Source organism: Pseudomonas fluorescens (genome assembly GCF_900215245.1).
Lineage (GTDB): Bacteria > Pseudomonadota > Gammaproteobacteria > Pseudomonadales > Pseudomonadaceae > Aquipseudomonas > Aquipseudomonas fluorescens.
The window spans coordinates 3,664,981-3,688,261 of record NZ_LT907842.1 but is presented as its reverse complement, the minus strand read 5'-3'; the positions used below and the strand labels follow the sequence as shown (position 1 = coordinate 3,688,261).

The following is a 23,281-nucleotide window of genomic DNA, read 5'->3' as shown; positions in this document are numbered from 1 at the left end:
AAGCCCTCATTAATCAATGGGTTTTGATGCAGCCCGCACAGAATGCAAAAACACCCCGATCCATTGTCTGGACCGGGGTGTTGGATCACGCTGGATGTGGGTCAGAGGGTGGCTTGGCGAACCTGTTTTTCCAGCTCGGTCTTCAGGCCGGGCTCGAGTTTCAACTGACGCGCCAATTCATCCAGATAGGCCTTCTCCATGAAGTTTTCCTCGTCCACCAACATCACGCTGGCGACATACATCTCGGCGGCCATTTCCGGGGTGCCCGCCGCACGCGCCACATCGGCAGGGTCCAAGGGCTTGTTCAGCTCGGCATGCAGCCAGCTTTGCAGTTCACGGTCGTCGTCCAGCTTGGTGAATTCGCCCTCGATCAGTGCGCGTTCGCGCTCATCCACGTGCCCGTCGGCCTTGGCCGCCGCGACCAGTGCCTTAAGAATGGCCTGGCTGTGCTGCTCGACCTGAGCCGGTGGCAGGCGGTCGATGGTTTGCGGTTCGCCTTGAGGCGCGCCGGCCTGCTGCGCCTGCCAATTGCCATAAGCTTTGTAGGCAATCACGCCCAATGCCGCCAGGCCACCGTAGGCCAGGGCCTTGCCACCAAATTTACGCGCCTTCTTATTCCCCATCAGCAGCCCCATCGCACCGGCTGCCAGGGCTCCGCCACCCGCACCGCCGAGCAAACTGCCCAGCCCACCACTGCCGAGCAGACCGCCGAGGGCACCTTTGTCGTCCGACTTGCGCTGGCCGCCGGCCTTGTTTTGCAACATGTCCTGGCCTGATTTGAGCAGTTGGTCGAGCAATCCACGGGTATTCATTCATAGCCTCCAGACACTTGGGTTCATAGGACCAGTAGGCCCCCAGCGTAAAACTAAGTGCCAAAAAGCCACGATCTAGAGTGCTTCCAGATGTAACGCCGTCGCCGTGGTAACGGAAACGTCTTGTTTCATATGCAAAGCTATCACTGCGCTATCAAGCAATTTTCCTTCCCCACCGAACCGCTTAAGCTATCCGGCGTCTGTTTATAGTCCGTTGCGTTTGGCCGAAGGCATGTCCGAACCGTTATTTCTGATCCAGCACGTGCCAGGAACGGCGCGGGATTTGCTCACGACAGGTTGTCTCTATGCACCGCAGGAATTTGCTCAAAGCATCCATGGCCATTGCGGCTTACACCGGTTTGTCGGCCACAGGCCTGCTCTCCGCGCACGCCTGGGCCGCAAACCGTGCCGCCGATGGCAAGGCCGTCGCGTTTGATTTTGAAACGCTTAAAGCCCAGGCCAAGCAGCTCGCCGGCACCGCGTATAAAGACACCAAACAGGTGCTGCCGCCGACGCTGGCGACCATGACCCCGCAGAATTTCAACGCCATTGGCTATGACGGCAACCATTCGCTGTGGAAGGAGCTGAACGGCCAACTCGACGTGCAATTCTTCCACGTCGGCATGGGCTTCAAGACCCCTGTGCGCATGCACAGCGTCGACCCCAAGACCCGCGAAGCGCGCGAAGTGCATTTCCGCCCGTCGCTGTTCAACTACGAAAAGACCACAGTCGACACCCAGCAGCTGACCGGCGACCTGGGTTTCTCCGGCTTCAAGCTGTTCAAGGCGCCGGAACTGGATCGCCATGACGTGCTGTCATTCCTCGGCGCCAGCTACTTTCGCGCAGTCGACTCTACTGGCCAGTACGGCCTTTCGGCGCGCGGCCTGGCGATTGATACCTACGCGAAAAAGCGCGAAGAATTCCCCGATTTCACGCAGTTCTGGTTCGAAACCCCGGCCAAGGACGCCACGCGCTTTGTGGTCTACGCCCTGCTCGACTCGCCGAGCGCCACCGGCGCCTACCGCTTCGATATCGATTGCCAGGCCAACCAGGTGGTGATGGCCATCGACGCGCATATCAATGCGCGCACCACCATCGAACAGTTGGGCATCGCGCCAATGACCAGCATGTTCAGCTGCGGCACCGTTGAGCGGCGCATGTGCGACACCATCCACCCGCAAATCCACGATTCGGATCGCCTGGCGATGTGGCGCGGCAACGGCGAATGGATCTGCCGCCCGTTGAACAACCCGGAAAAGTTGCAATTCAACGCGTTCGCCGACACCGACCCAAAAGGCTTCGGCCTGGTGCAGACCGACCATGAGTTCGCCAGCTACCAGGACACCGTGGACTGGTACAGCAAGCGCCCAAGCCTGTGGGTAGAACCGACCACCGCCTGGGGCGAAGGCTCGATCGACCTGCTGGAAATCCCCACCACCGGCGAAACCCTGGACAACATCGTGGCCTTCTGGACCCCGAAAAAGCCGGTGGCCGCGGGCGATTCGCTCAACTATGGCTACAAGCTGTATTGGAGCGCACTGCCGCCGGTAAGTACCCCGCTGGCGCAAGTCGACGCCACCCGCTCAGGCATGGGCGGCTTTATCGAAGGCTGGGCACCGGGCGAGCACTACCCCGAGGTGTGGGCACGCCGGTTTGCGGTGGATTTCAAAGGTGGCGGCCTGGACCGACTGCCCGCTGGCACCGGCATTGAGCCGGTGGTGACCTGTTCCCACGGCGAAGTGAAAGACTTCAGCGTGCTGGTGCTCGACAACATCAAGGGCTATCGCATTCTGTTCGACTGGTACCCGACCAGCGACAGCGTTGAGCCGGTGGAACTGCGCCTGTTTATTCGCACGCAGGACCGCACCTTGAGTGAAACCTGGCTGTATCAGTACTTCCCGCCTGCGCCGGACAAGCGCAAATACACCTGATACAACGCGTTCCCACGCTCGCGTGGGAACGCTTCCCGCCTGCGGTTCAGTACCGCGACACGCTCTTCATTGCCCCGATCAAATACCGCATCGCCATTTGATCGCTTTCGGTCAATGCCCGATATTGCGCCAACAGCTCCCTTTCATCCGAACTCAACCTTCGCCCTCGCAAGGGCAGGTGGCGACTCAGAAAAGACGCCACCGCACCCGCTATGCCATAGGATTTGGTCATGGACCGTTACTCCTGATTTCAGTCAAATACTTCGAGTGCCCACCTCCAAATTCCCTTGAGGCGCGATACCTTCGGGGCCAAGCCGGCTGACTCCCTGGGCCAGAAATCAGACTTACCCTAAGCGTAGAAACAATCTCGTCACGCGTGGGATTTTTTTAGAGCATTCACTTAAAAAACGCTTCGATAACAAATACCTACAGCTATTTCCTACGCAGAGGTCGGTACATGCATGGTGCGTCGACCTTAGCTTGCATGACCTGCGAGCAAGAAAAAACCCACCGGGTCAAGGTGGGTTTGAATGCAACCGGCGACGGATCAATCCCTCAGGTCAGACTCATGAATCGGCTGATCGCGGTGGGTCGCCCGTTGGTATTGCGCTGGCCAGATCGCCTTGCGCCCGCCCAAGTCATCGTCGGCATGCAGCGGCCAATACGGATCACGCAACAACTCACGGGCCAGGAAGATAATGTCCGCCTGGCAGGTGCGCAGGATATGCTCGGCCTGGGCCGGTTCGGTGATCATGCCCACCGTGCCGGTCGCGATACCCGATTCTTTGCGCACACGCTCGGCAAAGCGCGTCTGGTAACCCGGGCCCACCGGGATTTCGGCATTGGCGGCAGTGCCGCCGGAGGATACGTCGATCAGGTCCACCCCCAGGTCTTTGAGGCGACGCGCCAGTTCCACGGTTTCATCGGGGTTCCAGCCGTCTTCCACCCAGTCAGTGGCCGAAACCCGCACAAACAGCGGCAGTTCCTGCGGCCAGACCTCGCGCACGGCCTTGGTCACTTCCAGCACCAGGCGGATGCGATTTTCAAACGAACCACCGTAGTGGTCCTGACGCTGGTTGCTGATCGGCGACAGGAATTGGTGCAGTAGATAACCGTGCGCAGCGTGGATTTCCACCACTTCAAACCCGGCGGTCAGTGCACGCTTGGCGGCGGCCACAAAGTCGCCAATCACGCTCTGGATCTGCGCTTCGTCCAAGGCTTTGGGCTGGGTGTGATTCGGGTCAAAGGCAATTGGCGAAGGGCCTACCGGCACCCAACCGCCGTCTTCCGGCTTGACGCTGCCATGCTTGCCGATCCATGGCCGGTGAGTGCTGGCCTTGCGCCCGGCATGGGCCAATTGAATACCCGCGACCGCGCCTTGGGCGGCAATAAAGCGCGTAATGCGTTGCAACGGCTCGATCTGTGCGTCGTTCCACAAGCCCAGGTCCTGGGCGGTGATGCGGCCCTCTGCGGTCACGGCGGTGGCTTCGGTGAAAATCAGCCCGGCGCCGCCGACGGCGCGACTGCCCAGGTGCACCAGGTGCCAGTCATTGGCCAGGCCATCCTCGGCTGAATACTGGCACATCGGCGACACGGCAATCCGGTTGAGCAAAGTCAATTGGCGCAGGGTATAGGGTTCGAGCAGCTGACTCATGACGCACCTCTTCTGGGTTCTGTGGGCACTCTTCAAACAGTGCTTAGAGCCTAGTCGACAACGGTAGCTTGCACAGGGTTCAGACGGAAAACGGGAGCCGATTGCCGGCTCCCGTGTTGCAGTGGCTTACATTTCGACCTGGGTGCCCAGCTCGATCACTCGGTTTACCGGGAGCTTGAAGAAGCGCAGGTTACCGTTAGCGTTCTTCAACATGAACGCAAACAGACTTTCCCGCCAGCGGGCCATGCCCTTGATACGCGAGGCGATCACCGTTTCGCGGCTGAGGAAGTACGTGGTGCGCATCGGGCTGAAATCCAGATCGTCCAGGTGGCACAGTTTCAGGGCTTCGGGCACGTCCGGCTCATCGGTAAAACCGAAGTGCAGGATCACCCGGAAGAACCCTTCCCCGTACGCATCCACCTCGAACCGCCGAGAGGCTGGCACGCGCGGAATATCTTCATAGACCACCGTCAGCATCACCACCTGCTCATGCAACACCTGGTTGTGCAGCAGGTTATGCAACAGCGCGTGGGGCACGGCGTCCGGGCGCGCGGTGAGGAACACTGCGGTGCCCTGCACGCGATGGGGCGGTTGCACGCGAATACTGCTGATAAAGATCGGCAACGGCAGGCCACCTTCGTCGAGGCGGTCCATCAGCAGTTCCTTGCCGCGCTTCCAGGTGGTCATCAGGATAAACAGCACAATCCCCGCCAGTACCGGGAAGGCGCCCCCCTGGACAATCTTCGGCACGTTGGCGGCAAAGAACAGGCCGTCCACCAACAGGAAGCCGATCAGCACCGGAATCGCCAGCACCGGTGGCCACTTCCAGAGCAGCAGCATCACCGCCGACACCAGGATGCTGGTAATCAACATGGTGCCGGTGACTGCCACGCCGTAGGCGGAGGCCAGGGCATTGGAGGATTCGAAGCCGAGCACCAGCAGGATCACGCCGACCATCAACGACCAGTTCACCGCGCCGATGTAGATCTGGCCTTGCTCGGCGCTGGAGGTGTGCTGGATATGCATGCGCGGGATGTAACCCAACTGGATCGCCTGACGCGTCAGCGAGAACGCGCCGGAAATCACCGCCTGGGATGCAATCACGGTGGCCAGGGTCGACAGCGCGACCAATGGCACCAAGGCCCATTCCGGCGCGAGCAAGTAGAACGGGTTGCGCGCCGCTTCGGGGTTTTCCAGCAGCAACGCGCCCTGGCCGAAGTAGTTGAGCACCAGCGCCGGCAGCACCAGCGCGAACCAGGCGCGGGCGATCGGCTTGCGGCCGAAGTGGCCCATGTCGGCGTACAGCGCTTCGGCACCGGTCAAGGCCAGCACCACGGCGCCAAGAATCGCGACGCCCATGCCCGGATGGGACACAAAGAAACGCACGCCCCACACGGGGTTCAGCGCATTGAGCACCTCGGGATGTTGCAGGATGCCGTGCACGCCAAGACCGCCCAGCACCAGGAACCACACCACCATCACCGGCCCGAACAGCTTGCCGATGCGGTCAGTGCCGTGTTTCTGGATCAGGAACAGCCCCACCAGCACCACCAGCGACAGCGGCACCACCCAACGTTCAATCCCGTCAAAGGCCAGTTCCAGGCCCTCAACCGCCGACAATACCGAGATCGCCGGGGTAATCATGCTATCGCCGTAGAACAGCGCCGCACCGATCAAGCCGAGGATCACCAGCACCGAACGCAACTTGGGGTACGGCGACGCCGCCCGTCGCGCCAGCGCCGTCAGGGCCATGATGCCGCCTTCGCCCTGGTTGTCCGCGCGCAGGATAAACAGCACGTACTTGATCGACACGACCCACACCAGCGACCAGAAAATCAGCGCCAGAATGCCAAAGACCCCGTCGTGATTGACTTGAACCCCATAACCACCTGTAAACACTTCTTTAAGGGTATAGAGCGGACTGGTACCGATATCGCCGTAAACCACCCCGACTGCCGCCACCAACATGCCGATCGGCTTTGCATTGGAATGCTCGGCACCTGCTGCCTGACTATTTGCCTGACCCATCAACCACTCCTGCCCTTTGACCTGAGGTCTTATATAAACAACGCGTCTAAGCTGACCCTAGCATGCGCTGTTTTACTTCTCGTAACAGACGTTTTATTGACCCCGAGGTTTTACCCGCGTGCAACGGCGCGAAGCATAGCGCAGCACTCGTCGCATTTCCCTGCATAAAGCTGGTCAAGTGCGTTGCCCGTCGCTAGAATTGCGCACTTTTTGATCAGAGGCGCGCTAAGCGCCCGTCCGCTGCCCTGCCCTCCTGGGCGGCGGCGTCATTCAATACCGAGGTTAGACATGTCCACCACCATCGCAAAAGCCAACCCAAAGGTCGGCTTTGTATCCCTGGGTTGCCCGAAGGCTCTCGTTGACTCCGAGCGCATCCTCACGCAACTGCGTATGGAAGGCTATGACGTCGTGTCCACTTATCAGGACGCCGACGTGGTGGTGGTCAACACCTGCGGTTTCATCGACTCGGCAAAGGCTGAGTCGTTGGAAGTGATCGGTGAAGCGATCAAGGAAAACGGCAAGGTCATCGTGACCGGCTGCATGGGCGTGGAAGAAGGCAATATCCGCAACGTGCACCCAAGCGTGCTGGCCGTAACCGGCCCGCAGCAGTACGAGCAAGTGGTCAACGCCGTGCACCAGGTGGTGCCGCCTCGCCAGGACCACAACCCACTGATCGACCTGGTGCCGCCGCAAGGCATCAAGCTGACGCCGCGCCACTATGCGTACCTGAAGATTTCCGAAGGCTGCAACCACAGCTGCAGCTTCTGCATCATCCCGTCGATGCGCGGCAAGCTGGTCAGCCGCCCGGTCGGCGACGTGCTCGACGAAGCCCAGCGTCTGGTCAAATCCGGCGTGAAAGAGCTGTTGGTGATCTCCCAGGACACCAGCGCCTACGGCGTCGATGTGAAATACCGCACCGGCTTCTGGAACGGCGCGCCGGTGAAAACCCGCATGACCGAACTCTGCGAAGCCTTGAGCAGCCTGGGCGTATGGGTGCGCCTGCACTACGTTTACCCGTACCCGCACGTGGACGAGCTGATCCCACTGATGGCCGCCGGCAAGATCCTGCCGTACCTGGACATCCCGTTCCAGCACGCCAGCCCGAAAATCCTCAAGGCCATGAAACGCCCAGCCTTCGAAGACAAGACCCTGGCGCGCATCAAGAACTGGCGCGAGATCTGCCCTGAGCTGATCATCCGTTCGACCTTCATCGTCGGCTTCCCTGGCGAGACCGAAGAAGACTTCCAGTACCTGCTGGACTGGCTGACCGAAGCCCAACTCGACCGCGTCGGTTGCTTCCAGTACTCGCCGGTAGAAGGCGCGCCAGCCAACCTGCTGGACGCAGCCATCGTTCCAGACGACGTCAAGCAGGACCGTTGGGAGCGCTTCATGGCCCATCAACAGGCCATCAGCTCGGCACGCCTGCAACTGCGTATCGGCAAGGAAATCGAAGTGCTGATCGACGAAGTCGACGAGCAAGGCGCCGTTGGCCGTTGCTTCTTCGATGCGCCGGAAATCGACGGTAACGTGTTTATCGACGATGCCAGCGGCCTGAAGCCGGGCGACAAGGTCTGGTGCACGGTGACGGATGCCGACGAATACGACCTGTGGGCTGAAAAGCGCGATTAAGGGTGTAAAAAATTGAAAAAGCCCCGCCTCTGAACAAGATGCGGGGCTTTTTTAGGTCTATCGTTTGCCCATCGGCGCCGATCATCGGCAAGGGGCAGCGGGCATGCGTCAGCATTCGGTTATCCACACACCTAAAATCAGCGACTTCGCGCAATTGGCGCAGATCTGGGAAGCGTCCGTGCGCGCAACCCACGACTTCTTGCCGGACAGTTACATCGTGCTGCTTAAGGAACTGGTGCTGAGCCGCTACCTGGACGCCGTCATGCTGATCTGCACCAAAGACGCGCGCCAGCGTATTACCGGGTTTGCCGGGGTAGCGGCGGGTAAAGTCGAGATGCTGTTTATCGACCCGCAGCACCGCGGCCAGGGCTTGGGCCGACAATTGCTGCGCTATGCGATCGAGCACATGAACGCCGAGGTATTGGACGTCAACGAACAGAACCCCCAGGCCCTGGGCTTTTACTTCAAGCAGGGCTTTGAGGTGATCGGACGCGCGGAGCATGATGGCCTGGGCCAACCGTACCCGTTGCTGCATATGCGCTTGCGCCAACAGCAACGGCGCAGTGGCTGACGAAACACCGTGCCCGCTCCCACATTTTGAACCGTGTACCCACCAATAAAGCCACTACGCTGAAATGGGGCCGGGATTAACCGCGCCCACACAGGTACAATAGCCGCCCCCTTTTGCTACGGCCCTTGTCATGACTGACCCCATACGCCTTTCCAAACGCCTTATTGAACTGGTCGGTTGCTCCCGGCGGGAGGCTGAGCTGTTTATCGAAGGCGGCTGGGTCTCGGTGGACGGCGAAGTGATTGACGAACCGCAGTTCAAGGTCACCACCCAGAAGGTCGAGCTCGACCCTGAGGCCAAGGCCACCGCGCCGGAGCCGGTGACGATTCTGTTGCATGCGCCGGTAGGCGTGGACGCCGAAACGGCGATGGCCTCGATCAGCGCCGAGACCCTGTCCGAAGAACACCGCTTCAGCAAACGCCCGCTCAAAGGCCACTTTCTGCGCCTGACCGCCAGTGCCGACCTGCAAGCCAAGGCCAGCGGCCTGCTGGTGTTCACCCAGGACTGGAAGATTCTGCGCAAGTTGACCGCCGATGCCGCCAAAATCGAGCAGGAATACGTGGTGGAGGTCGAAGGCGACATGGTTGCCCACGGCCTCAATCGCCTGAACCACGGCCTGACCTATAAAGGCAAAGAGCTGCCGGCCGTTAAAGCCAGCTGGCAGAACGAAAACCGCCTGCGCTTCGCGATGAAAAACCCGCAACCGGGCGTAATCGCTCTGTTCTGCGAGGCGGTTGGCCTGAAAGTCATCGCCATCCGCCGTATTCGCATTGGCGGCGTGTCCATCGGCAAAGTGCCAGTGGGCCAATGGCGTTACCTGTCCGGCAAAGAGAAGTTCTAAGCCGCACCCCTTTCCTGACACCGCCTGACTGGGCGGTGTCCTCAGTTGAATACCAGGATTGCCCACCATGATTCACAACGACGTACTGCGCAGCGTGCGCTACATGCTCGACATCAGCGACAACAAGATGGTCGAGATCATCAAACTCGGCGGCATGGACGTGACCAAGGAAGACCTGCTGACCTACCTCAAGAAAGATGAGGAAGAAGGTTTTGTATTCTGCCCGGACGACGTCATGGCTCACTTCCTTGATGGCCTGGTGATCTTCAAGCGCGGCAAGGACGAAACGCGTCCGCCGCAGCCGATCGAAACCCCGGTGACCAACAACATCATCCTGAAGAAGCTGCGCGTTGCCTTCGAACTGAAAGAAGACGACATGCACGCCATCCTCAAGGCCGCCGAGTTCCCGGTGTCCAAGCCTGAGCTCAGCGCGCTGTTCCGCAAGTTCGGCCATACCAACTACCGCACCTGCGGTGACCAGTTGCTGCGTAACTTCCTCAAGGGCCTGACCCTGCGGGTTCGTGCGTAAGCCATGAGTTACCAGGTCTCGCCCGTCGGCTTCGTGCGCTCCTGCTTCAAGGAGAAGTTCGCCATCCCGCGCCAGCCGCAACTGGCCCCGGCCGCCCGTGGCGTGCTGGAGTTGGTGGCGCCGTTCGACCAGGGCGAGGCGGTGCAGGGCCTGGAACAGGTCAGCCATGTCTGGTTGCTGTTTTTGTTCCACCAGGCTCTGGAAGACAAGCCTCGGCTCAAAGTGCGCCCGCCACGCCTGGGCGGCAATACCTCCATGGGTGTATTTGCCACCCGCGCCACCCACCGCCCCAACGGCATCGGCCAGTCAGTGGTCAAGCTGGACAAGGTTGAGCCAGGCCGGCTGTGGATTTCCGGGATTGATTTGCTTGATGGCACGCCAGTGCTGGATATCAAGCCGTACGTGCCGTATGCCGACATCATCGACAGCGCCACCAACCGCATCGCGAGCAGCGCGCCGCAGTTGATTCCGGTGCAGTGGCTGAAGACCGCCCTGCTCCAGGCCCAAGGCCACGCTCAGCGCCTTGACGAGCCATTGGTGGCGTTGATCGAGCAGTGCCTGGCACAGGACCCACGGCCGGCGTATCAGACGCCGGGGCCTGAGCGTGAATACGGGGCGCAGTTCTGGGATGTGGATGTGCGCTGGCACTATCCGGAGGCGGGCGTGATCTGTGTGCTGGAAGTGGTTCCAGCCAAATAAGCGCCGAAAACAAATGTGGGAGCAGCTCCCACAAAAGCCAGCTCCCACATTCATTTGGATCGGTGATTACTTCTCGACGAACGCGCGCTCGATCAAGTAGTCACCCGGCTCACGCATACGCGGCGAAACCTTCAGACCGAAGCTGTTCAGCACTTCGCTGGTCTCGTCCAACATGCTTGGGCTGCCGCACAGCATGGCGCGGTCGTCTTCCGGGTTGATCGGAGGCAGGCCGATGTCGCGGAACAGCTTGCCGCTGCGCATCAGGTCGGTCAGGCGGCCTTCGTTTTCGAACGGCTCGCGGGTCACGGTCGGGTAGTAGATCAACTTGTCACGCAGCGCCTCGCCGAAGAACTCGTTCTGCGGCAGGTGCTCGGTGATGAATTCGCGGTAGGCGACTTCGTTGACGTAACGCACGCCGTGGCACAGGATCACTTTTTCGAAGCGCTCGTAGGTTTCCGGGTCCTGGATCACGCTCATGAATGGAGCGAGGCCAGTACCGGTGCTGAGCAGGTACAGGTGTTTGCCCGGCTTCAAATCGTCAAGCACCAGGGTGCCTGTCGGTTTTTTGCTGATGATGATCTCGTCGCCTTCCTTCAAGTGCTGCAATTGGGAAGTCAGCGGGCCATCGGGCACCTTGATGCTGAAGAACTCCAGATGCTCTTCCCAGTTCGGGCTGGCAATGGAGTAAGCACGCATGAGCGGGCGGCCGTTGGGCTGTTGCAGGCCGATCATCACGAACTGACCGTTCTCGAAGCGCAGGCCCGGATCACGGGTGCACTTGAAGCTGAACAGGGTGTCGTTCCAGTGATGAACACTGAGGACACGCTCGTGGTTCATGTTGCTCATGTACGGGGAACTCCTGGAAATAGGTCTGCGCCAAGGTTGATATGCGCAATTGCACAGCATTCTAATGGCGGCGACAATATCTGTTAACTGGATTATTAAGATAAGGGTTATCGGTTATATCGATATGCGATTTACTCTACGTCAACTGCAAGTCTTCGTCGCCGTCGCCCAGCAGGAAAGCGTCTCACGCGCTGCTGGCCTTCTGGCCTTGTCTCAATCCGCCGCCAGCACCTCGATTACCGAGCTGGAGCGTCAATCCAGCTGCCAATTATTCGACCGCGCGGGCAAACGCCTGAGCCTCAACGCCCTCGGCCACCAGCTATTGCCCCAGGCCGTGGCGCTGCTGGACCAGGCCAAGGAGATCGAAGACCTGCTCAACGGCAAGTCCGGCTTCGGCTCGCTGGCGGTCGGCGCCACCCTGACCATCGGCAATTACCTGGCCACTCTGCTGATCGGCAGCTTCATGCAGCAGCATCCCGAGAGCCAGGTGAAGCTGCATGTGCAGAACACTGCGAATATCGTGCACCAGGTCGCACACTACGAAATTGACCTGGGTCTAATTGAAGGCGACTGCAGCCACCCGGACATCGAGGTGCAAACCTGGGTCGAAGACGAGTTGGTGGTGTTTTGTGCGCCCCAGCATCACTTGGCCAAACGCGGCGTGGCGACCATGGAAGAGCTGACCCACGAAGCGTGGATCCTGCGCGAACAAGGTTCAGGCACTCGGCTGACGTTTGACCAAGCCATGCGCCATCACCGCAGCGCGCTGAATATCCGCCTGGAACTGGAACACACCGAGGCGATCAAGCGTGCCGTGGAATCCGGGTTGGGCATTGGCTGTATTTCCCGGCTGGCGCTGCGTGATGCGTTCCGCCGTGGCAGTTTGGTCCCAGTCGAAACCCCCGACCTGGACCTGGCCCGGCAGTTCTACTTCATCTGGCATAAACAGAAGTACCAGACCTCGGCGATGCGCGAGTTTCTGGAGCTGTGCCGCGCCTTCACCGCCGGGGTTCAGCGCAGCGACGAGATCGTGCTGCCGAGCATTGCCTGATCCTCAGATCAGGATCACGGCCCACACCAGGGTGATCATGGTCAGTGCCACGAATTGCGCGGCGCTGCCCATGTCTTTGGCGTTTTTCGACAACGGGTGACGGTCGAGCGAGATGCGGTCGATCGCCGCTTCTACGGCTGAGTTGAGCAACTCGACGATCAACGCCAGCAGGCACACCGCGATCAGCAAAGCGCGCTCGACGCGGCTGACGTGCAGGAAAAAGCTCAACGGGATCAGGATGACATTCAGCAACACCAACTGACGGAATGCCGCCTCGCCGGTGAAAGCCGCGCGCAGGCCATCCAGGGAATAGCTCCCTGCGTTGAAGATACGTTTGATACCGGTTTGACCCTTGAAAGGCGACATAGATGTAGGCAACTGAACCAAAGAAGTGGGGAAACTAGATGACACAAAGTCAAAAAAGCGTGAATCGCTAACCGCTTAATGCTGCGAAATTGACTCAAGTTGTTGCAAGAGCAGCGCCGCCTGGGTGCGCGTACGCACCCCTAATTTGCGGAAGATCGCAGTGACATGGGCCTTGATGGTCGCTTCCGACACGCTGAGCTCATACGCAATCTGCTTGTTCAGCAAACCTTCGCAGACCATGGTCAATACCCGAAACTGCTGGGGCGTCAGGCTGGCAAGGCCATCGCGAGCGGCCTTGGCTTCGTCGGACACGTTGATTTCTTCAAACGCTTGCGGCGGCCAGGACACATCGCCATCCAACACCTTGCGAACGGCGTTCTGGATGTCTTCCATGGCACTCGACTTGGGAATAAAGCCACTGGCGCCAAACTCCTTGGAGCGCACCACCACGTCGGCGTCCTCCTGGGCCGAGACCATCACCACCGGAATTTGCGGGTATTGCCCGCGCAACAGCACCAGCCCCGAAAAACCGTAGGCACCCGGCATGTTGAGGTCGAGCAGCACCAGGTCCCAGTCGGATTTCTCGGTGAGGCGCGCTTCCAGCTCGGCAATGCTGGCCACTTCAACCAGGCGCACGTCCGGACCAAGGCCCAGGGTCACGGCCTGGTGCAGCGCACTGCGAAACAGCGGATGGTCATCGGCTATCAGGATTTCGTATGTGGCCATTGATTAAATGATCCTGTTTTTTATGGGAACCCTGATGGGTTCAGGGTTCGCCAGTACACAAGGCGACGGCCAGGCAGCCATCGCCACAGGGCACGTTCAACGTCAAAAACACCTGAAACGACGCTGAAAATTCACGCTCACGCCCCAATCGGCGCCCAGCATGCCCAGCGTAGCCTGGAGGGTCAAGCACTACACCCGTGGGCATTTTAGCCAAGTGAGATTTTACGCTGCCATCATGCAAACGTCGTCTGGTTATCGCACCGGGATATAGGGTGCAAGACGAGTATGGACGCTATCCGTCGAGTCCAGTGATAAGTTGAACTTGGCCGCAAGGTAATGGGTGCTGAACACGTCGAGGTAAGCGTCGAGCACTTCGCTGGCGGCCAGGTCGTCAGCCAGTTCCAGGCACAGCGCGGCCACTTCGGCGGTGCAGAAGTGATCGTCACGCTTGGAACGACGCAGCTTGTAGCGCGACAACTGCTCGGGCGCCAGGCTCAGAACGGGCAGGTGTTCCAGGTAGGGGCTTTTGCGGAACATCTTGCGCGCTTCGCTCCAGGTGCCATCCAACAGGATGAACAGCGGGCGTTTACCCTTCTCAACCACTGCTTCGCTGACAACCCGCTCAGGGGCCACAAACTCGCCCGGAAACACGATATAGGGCTGCCACTGCGGGTCGGCCAGCAGCGTCAGTAATTCGGGATCAACCTCGGTGCGCGACCAGGCAAACGCGGTGGTATCAGCGATTACGTCGGCGATCAGCCAGCCAGTGTTACTGGGTTTCATCGGTTCGACATCGTGCATCAGCAGGCACATGGCGGATCGAGCCTGCACCGTCGGGCGCCAGGCGCACAGGCAGTACTCGGGAATCACCCGGCAACCAGGGCAACGCTCGGCGCGCGAGCCGCGGTTGAGAAACGGCCTGACGGCCCGCGCAAGGCGCTGGGTACGCAAGCGGGAGACGGCGTGGCTCATCGGATGCGCCGCGTAGCAGGGGAAATCGACACTGAAGGAACTCGAGGCAGGCTTTAAGTGGCGGCAGTTTACCAGAGCCACTGACACTTCTCAGCGATACGCCTGGCTGTAGTGGCAAGCGCTCCCCTATAATTGCGCGCCACTGAACGCACAGCGCAGTGGCTGGTCTATGCACCAGTAACCGAATCAGGAGAGTTTCATGCTGCGTTCCATGCTGCGTCTTGTTGCCCCATCCGTCGCCCTTGCGCTGGTTCTGCCCATGGGCGCCCACGCGGCCTCGCTGCTGGAGGCCCAAATGAACAGGAAGCTGCAAAGCGTCGCGGCAGAAAGCAACAAGGACCTGCCCCGGGAAATCGATGAAAAAACCCTGGAAGTGGCCTACACCGTTGAAGGCATGCAACTGATCGATCACCTCAGTGTGCAACCTGATCGTGCCGAACAGATGCGCGCCAACCCGAAGGCCGTGTATTTCCAACTGGGCCAAAGCGTGTGCCTGAACAAGGGTTACCGCGAGTTGATGGCCAAGGGCGCAGTGATGCGCTATGAAATCACTGAGAACAAGACCAACCGCCCGGTGGCATCGGTCAAGTTTGTCGAAGCGGATTGCCCGGCGCCCGCTGCGGCCAAGAAGAAAAAGTAACTGTTGCTCGATCATCGCGCGCTGCTGTCCAGTGGCGCGCACCTCCCCCGCCGCATTGGCCAGCCGCCAACCAAACTGCTTGATGAGTGACCAATAAGCGGTTGCCAGCCAAGGGTTTTTCGGCTCATGATCAAGTCATCCCAGTCGCCCCTCCACAGCGTTTCCCACGCCGTTCTGTAATATTTTCAGGGCAAAAGAGGGTTGCCCTCCTGCGACTTGCAGTGCAAAGGTTTCTAAATCACAAGGAACATACAGAGCCCGCTTTGCCGCTTGGCGAACACCGTGCAATGCCTTGGGCATGCAGCGATACATGCAGTGTCGTGGCCGCGGACGAATATCTCGCCGACGGCCCAGGTTCTGTGAAGAAGGAGAAGTTGAATGCCTTACGAATCGAATGACCACCTGCACCGTCATTTTGACGAAAACGGGGCGGACCTCACGCAGCAGGTCGACGCACAACTCCAGTTGATCGCCCCCAACAGCCCGAATATCCCCCTTTATCGCGACATGATCCTCACCGTGCTGCGCATGGCCCAGGATGACCGCAACCGTTGGAATGCAAAAATCACGCTGCAGGCAATCCGCGAGCTGGATAACGCCTTCCGCGTGCTGGAACAGTTCAAGGACCGCCGCAAGGTCACGGTGTTTGGCTCGGCGCGCACACCGGTCGAAAGCCCGCTGTACGCCTTGGCAAGGGAAGTCGGCACGCTGCTGGCGCAATCCGAGCTGATGGTAATCACCGGCGGTGGCGGCGGCATCATGGCGGCTGCCCACGAGGGAGCAGGCCTGGAACACAGCCTGGGGTTCAACATCAACCTGCCGTTTGAACAGCACGCCAACCCGACCATTGATGGCACCGAGAACCTGCTGTCTTTCCACTTCTTCTTTACCCGCAAACTGTTCTTCGTCAAGGAAGCCGACGCATTGGTGCTGTGCCCGGGCGGTTTTGGCACGCTGGATGAAGCCCTTGAAGTGCTGACCCTGATCCAGACCGGCAAAAGCCCGCTGGTGCCGGTGGTATTGCTGGATGCACCCGGCGGTGGTTTCTGGCAAGGCGCACTGGACTTCATTCGCAGCCAACTGGAAGCCAATCGCTATATCCTGCCCACCGACCTCAAGCTGGTCCGCCTGGTGCACAGCGCTGAAGCAGCCGTGGACGAGATAAACCAGTTCTATGCCAACTTCCATTCCACACGCTGGTTGAAGCGTGAGTTTGTGGTGCGCATGAATCATCCGCTCAGTGAGCGTGCACTGGCCCACTTGCAGAGCGAGTTTGCCAGTCTACGGCTAAGTGGTGAGTTCCAGCAGCTGGCTTACACAGGCGAGGAACATGATGAACCCAGGTTCAGCCATTTGACCCGGCTGGTGTTCAACTTCAACGGCCGTGATCAGGGCCGGTTGCGGGAGTTGGTGGATTACATCAACTTGCCGGAGAACTGGGCACAGGCTCAGGGCAAGACCCAGCAGCGAGTAACGCCAGAGCCTGCGTGATTTTCAAGGCAAAAAAAAAGGCCCACTATTTTCATAGTGGGCCTTTTTTGCAGGATCTAACGGATGCAGCAGATTCGATCTGGGATCTCAACGCTCAGTCATCCATGTCACGGCCGCTCAGTAAGCGGCTGATCATCTCCATCGAAAACCCGCGATAGCTCAGGAAGCGCCCTTGCTTCGCACGCTCTCTGGCATCAATTGGTAGATGCCCGGAAAACTTGCGGCGCCAGGTATCTTCCAGCTGCGACTGCCAACTGATACCGCACTCACGCAGGGCGAGGTCGATATCGGCACGTTGCAGGCCACGCTGGCTCAGCTCTTCGCGAATTCGCGCAGGGCCATAGCCGGAGCGCGCTCGGTAGGAGACAAAGCTTTCAAGGTAACGGGCTTCCGACAGCAGCCCCTCTTCCGTCAAACGGTCGAGGGCGCTTTCGATCATCTCGGGCTCTGCGCCTCGCTGACGCAGTTTACGCGTCAGCTCGACTCGACCATGCTCGCGGCGAGCGAGCAGGTCCATGGCAGTGCGCCGAACGGCGACGAGTGTATCCAGTACAACAGTCATCGTTTGCTTCAGATGTCAGTGTCGACTTCTTCTACTTCTTCAACCGGCTCGCGGTTGGCAGCAGCTTTCACGTCTGGTGCCGGGGTCAGCAGCTTGTCGCGAATCTGCTTCTCAAGCGTGGCAGCGATATCCGGGTTGTCCGCCAGGAACTTGGCCGAGTTGGCCTTGCCCTGACCGATCTTGCTGCCGTTGTAGGCATACCAGGCACCGGACTTCTCGACGAAACCGTGCAGTACGCCCAGGTCGATCATCTCGCCGTTCAGGTAGATACCCTTGCCGTAGAGAATCTGGAACTCAGCCTGACGGAATGGCGGGGCCACCTTGTTCTTCACAACTTTAACGCGGGTTTCGCTACCCACCACCTCGTCACCTTCCTTCACCGCGCCAGTACGGCGGATATCCAGACGGACCGAAGCGTAGAACTTCAACGCGTTACCACCGGTGGTGGTTTCCGGGCTGCCGAACATCACGCCAATCTTCATACGGATCTGGTTGATGAAGATCACCAGGCAGTTGGCGTTCTTGATGTTACCGGTGATTTTACGCAGCGCCTGGGACATCAGACGGGCTTGCAGGCCCACGTGCATGTCGCCCATTTCGCCTTCGATTTCAGCTTTCGGCACCAGGGCAGCCACGGAGTCGACCACGATCACGTCGATGGCGTTGGAGCGCACCAGCATGTCGGTGATTTCCAGGGCTTGCTCACCGGTGTCCGGCTGGGAAACCAGCAGGTCGTCAACGTTGACGCCCAGCTTGCCGGCGTATTCAGGGTCAAGAGCGTGCTCGGCATCGACGAACGCACAGGTGGCGCCCATTTTTTGCGCCTGGGCAATCACCGACAGGGTCAGGGTGGTTTTACCGGAAGATTCAGGGCCGTAGATTTCAACGATACGGCCTTTTGGCAGGCCGCCAATGCCGAGTGCGATGTCCAGACCCAGAGAGCCAGTGGAAATAGCCGGGATCGCCTGACGGTCGTGATCGCCCATACGCATTACGGCACCCTTGCCGAATTGACGTTCGATCTGACCCAGGGCCGCAGCCAAGGCTTTCTTCTTGTTGTCGTCCATTAAAGTCCTCACGTAATCAATAAGGCCTGACGGCCAACACCTGTATAAGTAGACAGTATTGTTCCACAAAGATCCGGGATCGCCTACCCCTGATTTTCGATTTCTGCTGCAGCTCGTCGCAACAAGCCCTCCAGGGCGGCCTTTACCGTTTGTCGGCGGACCTCGTCACGGTTGCCGGGGAAGTGCGCAAGCTCAGCGCTCACGTCCTCGCCAACACCAAACGCCAGCCATACGGTGCCCACTGGCTTGTCCGGCGAACCGCCATCCGGCCCCGCGACACCGCTGACGGCCACGGCAAAGCGCGACAGGCTTCTTTCCTGCGCGCCCCTGACCATCGCCTCCACCACGTCCTGGCTGACGGCGCCGACTTTGCGGAACAATGCTTCCGGCACACCCAGCTGCCGGGTCTTCTGTCGATTGGAGTACGTGACATACCCGGCCTCGAACCAGGCCGAACTGCCCGGAATCCGCGTGATCGCTTCGGCAATACCGCCGCCGGTGCAGGACTCGGCAGTGGTGACGTGAGCATTGAGCACCTGCAAACGGCGACCCAGTTCAGCAGCCAGTTGAGTGATTTCCTTCACGGTCGTCTCCAGGAATGGGCGGGGGTTTGCCTACCCTACAGGAGCCCATCGGCCATGCAAGTTACAGAGTGCATCAAGACGCTAACGCCCGACGACACGCACGCCACCTCAGCAAACGCCCAGCACCGCCTTGGCCCGCGCCCACCGTTGCAAACGCTCGTCCAGCCCGTTCAGCCCGCCATTGATGCGCCGGGTAATGGTGGTGAACTGGTCTTTGTCGGCGAGTTCGTTCAAACCATTGCTGTGCCAGAACCATGCGGCGGACTCACACGCCCATTGCGGCTGCTCCAGCAGTTGCGGTTGCTGCAACAGGCGGTCGTCGCCGAACAACGCTTGGCTGCAGGCGAGGTAGTTGCGGCGCCCCGTGATCTGAATAAGCCCCCTGCCCCGGAACTTCTGGCCATCGCCGTCGGTTTCGGGGGTGTTGCCCAAACGCGCGGCCAGGGTGCCGGTGTCGTATTTGCTCAAGTATTGATCGCTGCCCAGTTCGCGGACGTAGCGCAGTTCGCCGGATTCATGGCCGATTTGGGCGAGGAACGCGGCGCTGCGTTTTGGCGTGCTTATGTCGTAGCGAAGAAGCGCCGCGTTTAACGAAGATAAAAAAATACCCGCGCTAAGGCGGGCTCCAGGCATCACTTGAAGCAGTTGAGGAAGCGTTATCACCATCGGGCTTTACCTTTGAAAATGTCTATGCCGACAACCCATTCGCCGTGATTGAACTGCGATACCCCGTTACCGGATCGCCAACATGCACCACCTGTTTCATCGACCACTGGCCCTGCATATACGAAGGCCAGGTTTCATCCAGCACCAGCAAGCCCTCAGCGGCCAGCAGCGGGTTGCCAGGGCAATCGATCAGCAGTTTCAAGCCTTCGCGTCCCACACGACGCAGTTCGCCTTCAGCCACGGCACGGGCCTCGGCTTCGTTCTGGCAGCGCTGACGCAAGGTTTTGAACGGGGCCACCCCAACCTCAACGATCTGTTGTTTGCCACCGGCGCCATCCCACCAGGTCACGCGGCTGCCCATGTATTTGGAGCGAGACTTTTCGTCGAGCTTGGCGGTGATGAAGGCCTGGTCACCGGGACGATTGTCCTGGGTCACAGACAGCTTCACCTGCGGTAACAGTTGGCCGGACAGCGATTTGACCTGCCCCGCTTCGGCCAGCACATACAACGCGTTGATCGGTTTGGTGACCGCGCTGTAGCGCCGGGCAAGGCGGGTGATGAACGCCATGTCGCTTTCGTTGGACTGGTCGATATGCGCAATCGCAATGCCTTCCAGCGCAGGTGCCACACGCGGTGAAAACCCGTGGCGACTGACCAGTTGGCGAAACAGTGCGCCCAGCGTGGTTGGCCCGTAACTGGCGGACCGACGCTGGCGATAACCGCTGGCGTCGAGCATGCTGAAAGGCGCGGCAGTCGCCACGATCATCAAGCGCATGGGAAACAGCACGGGCGTGCGCTGGGTGATCACGAACTCGCCTTTTTCCACCAACCCCGATTCCTGGTAACCCACGCGCAAACCGATCTTGCCGCTCAGGCTGGGCAAACCTTCCAGCCCTTCGATATTGAGGGTCAACTCCAGCCGGTCAGACTCGATGCCTGCGGCGTCGGTATGGCTCCAATGCATCAGGCGTTGATTGAGCAGCGCGGCATTCGCGCCATAAAACTCTACGATCGGCGTAAATCCCTGTGCCATGTTGCCTCCTTAATCCCACGCCAGAACAGGCCGCACAGCAGCCGGCCGCGCTTGCATTTCCGGCACGACGACCCACACACCGGCGGGCAGTACCGGCCCGTACTCGGCAAGTTCGGGGTTCAGGCGCCAAAGGGTTTCTTCCGCCGCGTCATCGCAACGGCCCAATTCGCGGTAGAGCAACAGGTTGACCGAATCACCGGCAATACTTCGCACTCTACGCATTGACGAATTCCTCCAGTTCCATAGTCCAGGCCATGACCATGGCCGTGCCGTCATCAATCACGTTGCTTTGGGTTTCCATCACCGAGTTGATTCGCCACAGGCCCCAGTTACGGCCGATGCCATCGACCAGCGGCAACGGTATCCGGGCATTTTGCAGGGCGCGTAACTCGTCCAGGCGCTGCATGCCGATGGCGTACATCGCTGCCCCAGTGAACGTGAGTTTCTCCAGCTTCTGGCCGCTTTGCCGCGACTGGGGCTTGCTGGCAATAATCGCCAGGTCACTCCAGCCACCGTCGCTGGTACGCACCAGCGAGGAATAGGCGAAGCCTCGGGACAGGCCAAAAATAAACTCGCCGAGGACCATTTGTTGTCGCATCAATCACCTCCCGGAGGATCGGCCAGTGCCGCGTTGCGCCGAATCCCCAGGCTGTCGGTGACCATCGGCATGCATTGAAATTGCAGGGCCTGGATCACCTGGTTGACGACTTGCTGGGCATCGGCGGGGTTCACGCCAGTAATTTGAATGCTCGGCGCGAGGGTGACTTGCACGTTGTCGGTACGCGCAGCGTTGAGTTCTTTGCTCACCGCACCGGGTGCAGGCAGGCGATCACTTGAGCCGAACAATTTGTCTCCCAGCCAGGTGCCCGCTTCACTGCCGAGCAAGCCGCCGATAGCGCCACCGACAGCCGTGCCGACACCGGGAAACACCAGCGTGCCGATCGCGGCGCCGGCAGACGCGCCAGCCCAGGCGCCACCTGCCGTTGAGAGGCCGGCACCGACAGCTTTGGCGTCGCCGTTGCGCACGCCCTGAACCACGTCCAGGGCGGTGTCTACGTACTTCAACGGGCCGAGGCGGCGGGCGGCGGACGACTCCAGTTTGCCCATCGCCCCCCACACGCCTGAAGCGGGCATTTGCAGTGAACGCGCCGTTGGAACGGGCAGATGCTCACGGCTGACAGGCTGCACGCGTGACGGGGTATTGGCATGAACGTCGGAGGGCAACGGCACACGTCCTCGCTCCAAGGCTTCGATCAACCCAGGCCCTCTGCCTGTGGGTAATTGAGATGACGCCGTGTTGTTCTTACGCCTGTTTGTACTGGCTGCGCGAGGCTGTAAACCTGGCGCCGCGGGCCCAGCATGGAAACCGACAGACTGTTGCCGGGAAAACAACGTGGAAAGACGTTCGCCCACGCCACGCAGCGATGCCCCCCAACCAGCGCCTTTTGCCGAAGAGCGTTTTGTGGCGGCTGGTTTCGGTGCAGACGTTTGCTTCTTGGGTGTGTTCTGGGATTTTTTGGGGTTTGGCGACTTTTTTGTGTTTTCGGACTGTGGTTTTCGGGCGTTCTTTTTCCCGGAAGAACCTTGCGGTGCAGAACGGCTACTTGTGATGGGCTTTTCGGCCGCCGCTGAACAGCAGCAGGACTTTTCCTTTTCAAAGCCCTTGTCCTTGAACAACTTGCCAACCCCGCCGCCCAACTTACCCAGTGTCACATCGATAAGATTACCGGTCACACGGGTTTTGATCGTGTCCCCCAAGCCCGCGAAAAACCCGGTGAACACCGGCGAAACCACCGGCAAAATGACCGCCTCAGCCGTTTTAACCGTCTTGGCCATAACCGGCGATTGACTGGCCAAATCATTGGCCGTATTCATCACGCCAGTCTTCACTTGCAGCCATGTGGGCTCAAGCAAAACCGACACAGGCTCCAGCGTCTTGGAAAGCCGTTTTTCGCTTGCGCTGGACTCCTCGCGCAGAACCGTTGTCGACTTTTCCGAAGTCGCCGTCGCATCAAACGAACGGTGGGCATTCGTGTACCGAAGTGCTGCGACCGGGTCGAGAACCTGCCCGCTGCCCACCGTCATTGCTTCCCGAGTAATGCGCCGGTCTTCAGACCGGGTCGATTTAAACTCGGCAACCTTGGTTGTGTCGGTGTGTACCTGTGTGTTCACCAATGGCGCATCAGCCGCCTTCAGCGAAGACAACGACGTTGCAAGCGAATCCACGTTCTCGCGCAATACGCCCAACGACTGTGCGAATTCATTCAGTTTCAAGCCGGCATTGGCCAATTCCAGCACCATCCCGGATAACGGCTCCAGCGCCGTGGTGTCGACAGTTTTGTCTGGCCCGAGAGCACCTGAGCTGACGATATCGGCATCAGATACGCCGTCTGCACGACCGAAAATGTCATGGCTATCCTTGGCCATGGCATTCGCGAGCGAATACTTGTTCTGCATCCCGCTTACTCCTGTTTAACGCCAAGGCGAGTGATCGCAATGTCGTAGCGGCGCAATGCTTTGCCGGCGTCCCAGTCGAGGATCTCCGCCTCATTGACCGAGTAAATCAACGGCACCACATCGAGA

General features: G+C 59.8%; 25 protein-coding genes. 9 read left to right on the top strand and 16 right to left on the bottom strand.

Annotated features, from left to right (window positions below):
• Positions 1 to 101: 101 nt before the first annotated feature.
• Positions 102 to 812 carry a tellurite resistance TerB family protein gene (locus CPH89_RS17105; RefSeq protein ID WP_053254690.1) on the bottom strand — a complete coding sequence of 237 codons (711 nt, stop codon included), beginning with the start codon at positions 810 to 812 and terminating at the stop codon, positions 102 to 104.
• Between the two features lie 305 nt (positions 813 to 1,117).
• Between CPH89_RS17105 and CPH89_RS17100 the strand changes: the two genes are divergently transcribed.
• The gene (locus CPH89_RS17100) at positions 1,118 to 2,743 is read left to right on the top strand and encodes a glucan biosynthesis protein D (RefSeq protein ID WP_053254689.1); all 1,626 of its coding nucleotides are present in this window, start codon (positions 1,118 to 1,120) and stop codon (positions 2,741 to 2,743) included.
• 46 nt (positions 2,744 to 2,789) lie between these two features.
• On the opposite strand, the gene CPH89_RS17095 is transcribed toward CPH89_RS17100, so the two are convergent.
• From CPH89_RS17095 to CPH89_RS17085, 3 genes are all read right to left on the bottom strand, one after another.
• Positions 2,790 to 2,975, bottom strand: coding sequence for a hypothetical protein (locus CPH89_RS17095; RefSeq protein WP_053254688.1), 186 nt, complete (start codon positions 2,973 to 2,975; stop codon positions 2,790 to 2,792).
• A gap of 315 nt (positions 2,976 to 3,290) precedes the next feature.
• On the bottom strand, positions 3,291 to 4,397 hold the full coding sequence (locus CPH89_RS17090; RefSeq protein ID WP_053254687.1) for an NADH:flavin oxidoreductase/NADH oxidase: 1,107 nt from the start codon (positions 4,395 to 4,397) through the stop codon (positions 3,291 to 3,293).
• Positions 4,398 to 4,523: 126 nt separating this feature from the next.
• Positions 4,524 to 6,425 (bottom strand): potassium transporter Kup, encoded by a 1,902-nt coding sequence (locus CPH89_RS17085; RefSeq protein ID WP_053254686.1) that lies wholly within the window; start codon positions 6,423 to 6,425, stop codon positions 4,524 to 4,526.
• Positions 6,426 to 6,713: 288 nt separating this feature from the next.
• Here CPH89_RS17085 and rimO point away from each other — a divergent pair, with 288 nt between their 5' ends.
• The 5 genes from rimO (at position 6,714) to tsaA (ending at position 10,694) form a co-directional block, all read left to right on the top strand.
• The gene (gene rimO / locus CPH89_RS17075; RefSeq protein WP_053254685.1) at positions 6,714 to 8,054 is read left to right on the top strand and encodes a 30S ribosomal protein S12 methylthiotransferase RimO; all 1,341 of its coding nucleotides are present in this window, start codon (positions 6,714 to 6,716) and stop codon (positions 8,052 to 8,054) included.
• A gap of 103 nt (positions 8,055 to 8,157) precedes the next feature.
• Entirely contained in the window at positions 8,158 to 8,625 is a 468-nt protein-coding gene (locus CPH89_RS17070; RefSeq protein ID WP_053254684.1) for a GNAT family N-acetyltransferase, read from the top strand.
• Positions 8,626 to 8,755: 130 nt separating this feature from the next.
• The gene (locus tag CPH89_RS17065; RefSeq protein ID WP_053254683.1) at positions 8,756 to 9,466 is read left to right on the top strand and encodes an rRNA pseudouridine synthase; all 711 of its coding nucleotides are present in this window, start codon (positions 8,756 to 8,758) and stop codon (positions 9,464 to 9,466) included.
• A 67-nt stretch (positions 9,467 to 9,533) separates the two neighbouring features.
• Entirely contained in the window at positions 9,534 to 9,995 is a 462-nt protein-coding gene (locus CPH89_RS17060) for a YehS family protein (protein ID WP_053254682.1), read from the top strand.
• Positions 9,996 to 9,998: 3 nt separating this feature from the next.
• Positions 9,999 to 10,694, top strand: coding sequence for a tRNA (N6-threonylcarbamoyladenosine(37)-N6)-methyltransferase TrmO (tsaA, locus tag CPH89_RS17055; protein WP_053254681.1), 696 nt, complete (start codon positions 9,999 to 10,001; stop codon positions 10,692 to 10,694).
• A 66-nt stretch (positions 10,695 to 10,760) separates the two neighbouring features.
• On the opposite strand, the gene fpr is transcribed toward tsaA, so the two are convergent.
• Entirely contained in the window at positions 10,761 to 11,540 is a 780-nt protein-coding gene (gene fpr / locus CPH89_RS17050) for a ferredoxin-NADP reductase (protein WP_017529767.1), read from the bottom strand.
• 124 nt (positions 11,541 to 11,664) lie between these two features.
• Between fpr and CPH89_RS17045 the strand changes: the two genes are divergently transcribed.
• The gene (locus CPH89_RS17045; protein WP_042944277.1) at positions 11,665 to 12,591 is read left to right on the top strand and encodes a LysR family transcriptional regulator; all 927 of its coding nucleotides are present in this window, start codon (positions 11,665 to 11,667) and stop codon (positions 12,589 to 12,591) included.
• A gap of 3 nt (positions 12,592 to 12,594) precedes the next feature.
• Here the strand turns inward: CPH89_RS17045 and CPH89_RS17040 are convergent, their stop codons facing one another.
• From CPH89_RS17040 to CPH89_RS17030, 3 genes are all read right to left on the bottom strand, one after another.
• Complete coding sequence (locus CPH89_RS17040) at positions 12,595 to 12,957, bottom strand: diacylglycerol kinase (RefSeq protein WP_053254680.1); 363 nt, start codon at positions 12,955 to 12,957, stop codon at positions 12,595 to 12,597.
• A 75-nt stretch (positions 12,958 to 13,032) separates the two neighbouring features.
• Entirely contained in the window at positions 13,033 to 13,683 is a 651-nt protein-coding gene (gene erdR, locus CPH89_RS17035; protein ID WP_053137423.1) for a response regulator transcription factor ErdR, read from the bottom strand.
• Between the two features lie 252 nt (positions 13,684 to 13,935).
• Positions 13,936 to 14,655, bottom strand: coding sequence for a tRNA-uridine aminocarboxypropyltransferase (locus CPH89_RS17030; protein ID WP_053254679.1), 720 nt, complete (start codon positions 14,653 to 14,655; stop codon positions 13,936 to 13,938).
• 199 nt (positions 14,656 to 14,854) lie between these two features.
• On the opposite strand from CPH89_RS17030, the gene CPH89_RS17025 reads away from it, so the two are divergent.
• Together CPH89_RS17025 and CPH89_RS17020 are read left to right on the top strand one after the other, a co-directional pair.
• The gene (locus CPH89_RS17025; protein ID WP_053254678.1) at positions 14,855 to 15,295 is read left to right on the top strand and encodes a PA3611 family quorum-sensing-regulated virulence factor; all 441 of its coding nucleotides are present in this window, start codon (positions 14,855 to 14,857) and stop codon (positions 15,293 to 15,295) included.
• A 378-nt stretch (positions 15,296 to 15,673) separates the two neighbouring features.
• Positions 15,674 to 16,786 (top strand): LOG family protein, encoded by a 1,113-nt coding sequence (locus CPH89_RS17020; protein WP_053254677.1) that lies wholly within the window; start codon positions 15,674 to 15,676, stop codon positions 16,784 to 16,786.
• A gap of 94 nt (positions 16,787 to 16,880) precedes the next feature.
• Here CPH89_RS17020 and recX read toward each other — a convergent pair whose 3' ends face one another.
• From recX to CPH89_RS30390, 8 genes are all read right to left on the bottom strand, one after another.
• A complete protein-coding gene (gene recX, locus CPH89_RS17015) occupies positions 16,881 to 17,348 on the bottom strand; it encodes a recombination regulator RecX (RefSeq protein WP_053254676.1) in 468 nt (155 codons plus the stop codon).
• Positions 17,349 to 17,356: 8 nt separating this feature from the next.
• Positions 17,357 to 18,415 (bottom strand): recombinase RecA, encoded by a 1,059-nt coding sequence (recA, locus tag CPH89_RS17010; RefSeq protein WP_017137075.1) that lies wholly within the window; start codon positions 18,413 to 18,415, stop codon positions 17,357 to 17,359.
• A gap of 83 nt (positions 18,416 to 18,498) precedes the next feature.
• Entirely contained in the window at positions 18,499 to 18,999 is a 501-nt protein-coding gene (locus CPH89_RS17005) for a CinA family protein (RefSeq protein WP_053254675.1), read from the bottom strand.
• Between the two features lie 108 nt (positions 19,000 to 19,107).
• On the bottom strand, positions 19,108 to 19,665 hold the full coding sequence (locus tag CPH89_RS17000) for a glycoside hydrolase family 19 protein (RefSeq protein WP_053254674.1): 558 nt from the start codon (positions 19,663 to 19,665) through the stop codon (positions 19,108 to 19,110).
• A gap of 22 nt (positions 19,666 to 19,687) precedes the next feature.
• The gene (locus CPH89_RS16995) at positions 19,688 to 20,698 is read right to left on the bottom strand and encodes a contractile injection system protein, VgrG/Pvc8 family (RefSeq protein WP_053254673.1); all 1,011 of its coding nucleotides are present in this window, start codon (positions 20,696 to 20,698) and stop codon (positions 19,688 to 19,690) included.
• 9 nt (positions 20,699 to 20,707) lie between these two features.
• Positions 20,708 to 20,920, bottom strand: coding sequence for a tail protein X (locus CPH89_RS16990; protein ID WP_005785409.1), 213 nt, complete (start codon positions 20,918 to 20,920; stop codon positions 20,708 to 20,710).
• Positions 20,913 to 21,296, bottom strand: coding sequence for a phage tail protein (locus CPH89_RS16985; protein ID WP_053254672.1), 384 nt, complete (start codon positions 21,294 to 21,296; stop codon positions 20,913 to 20,915). The genes CPH89_RS16990 and CPH89_RS16985 overlap by 8 nt, the downstream gene beginning before the upstream one ends.
• A complete protein-coding gene (locus CPH89_RS30390) occupies positions 21,296 to 23,155 on the bottom strand; it encodes a hypothetical protein (protein WP_053254671.1) in 1,860 nt (619 codons plus the stop codon). The genes CPH89_RS16985 and CPH89_RS30390 overlap by 1 nt, the downstream gene beginning before the upstream one ends.
• Positions 23,156 to 23,281 lie beyond the last annotated feature (126 nt).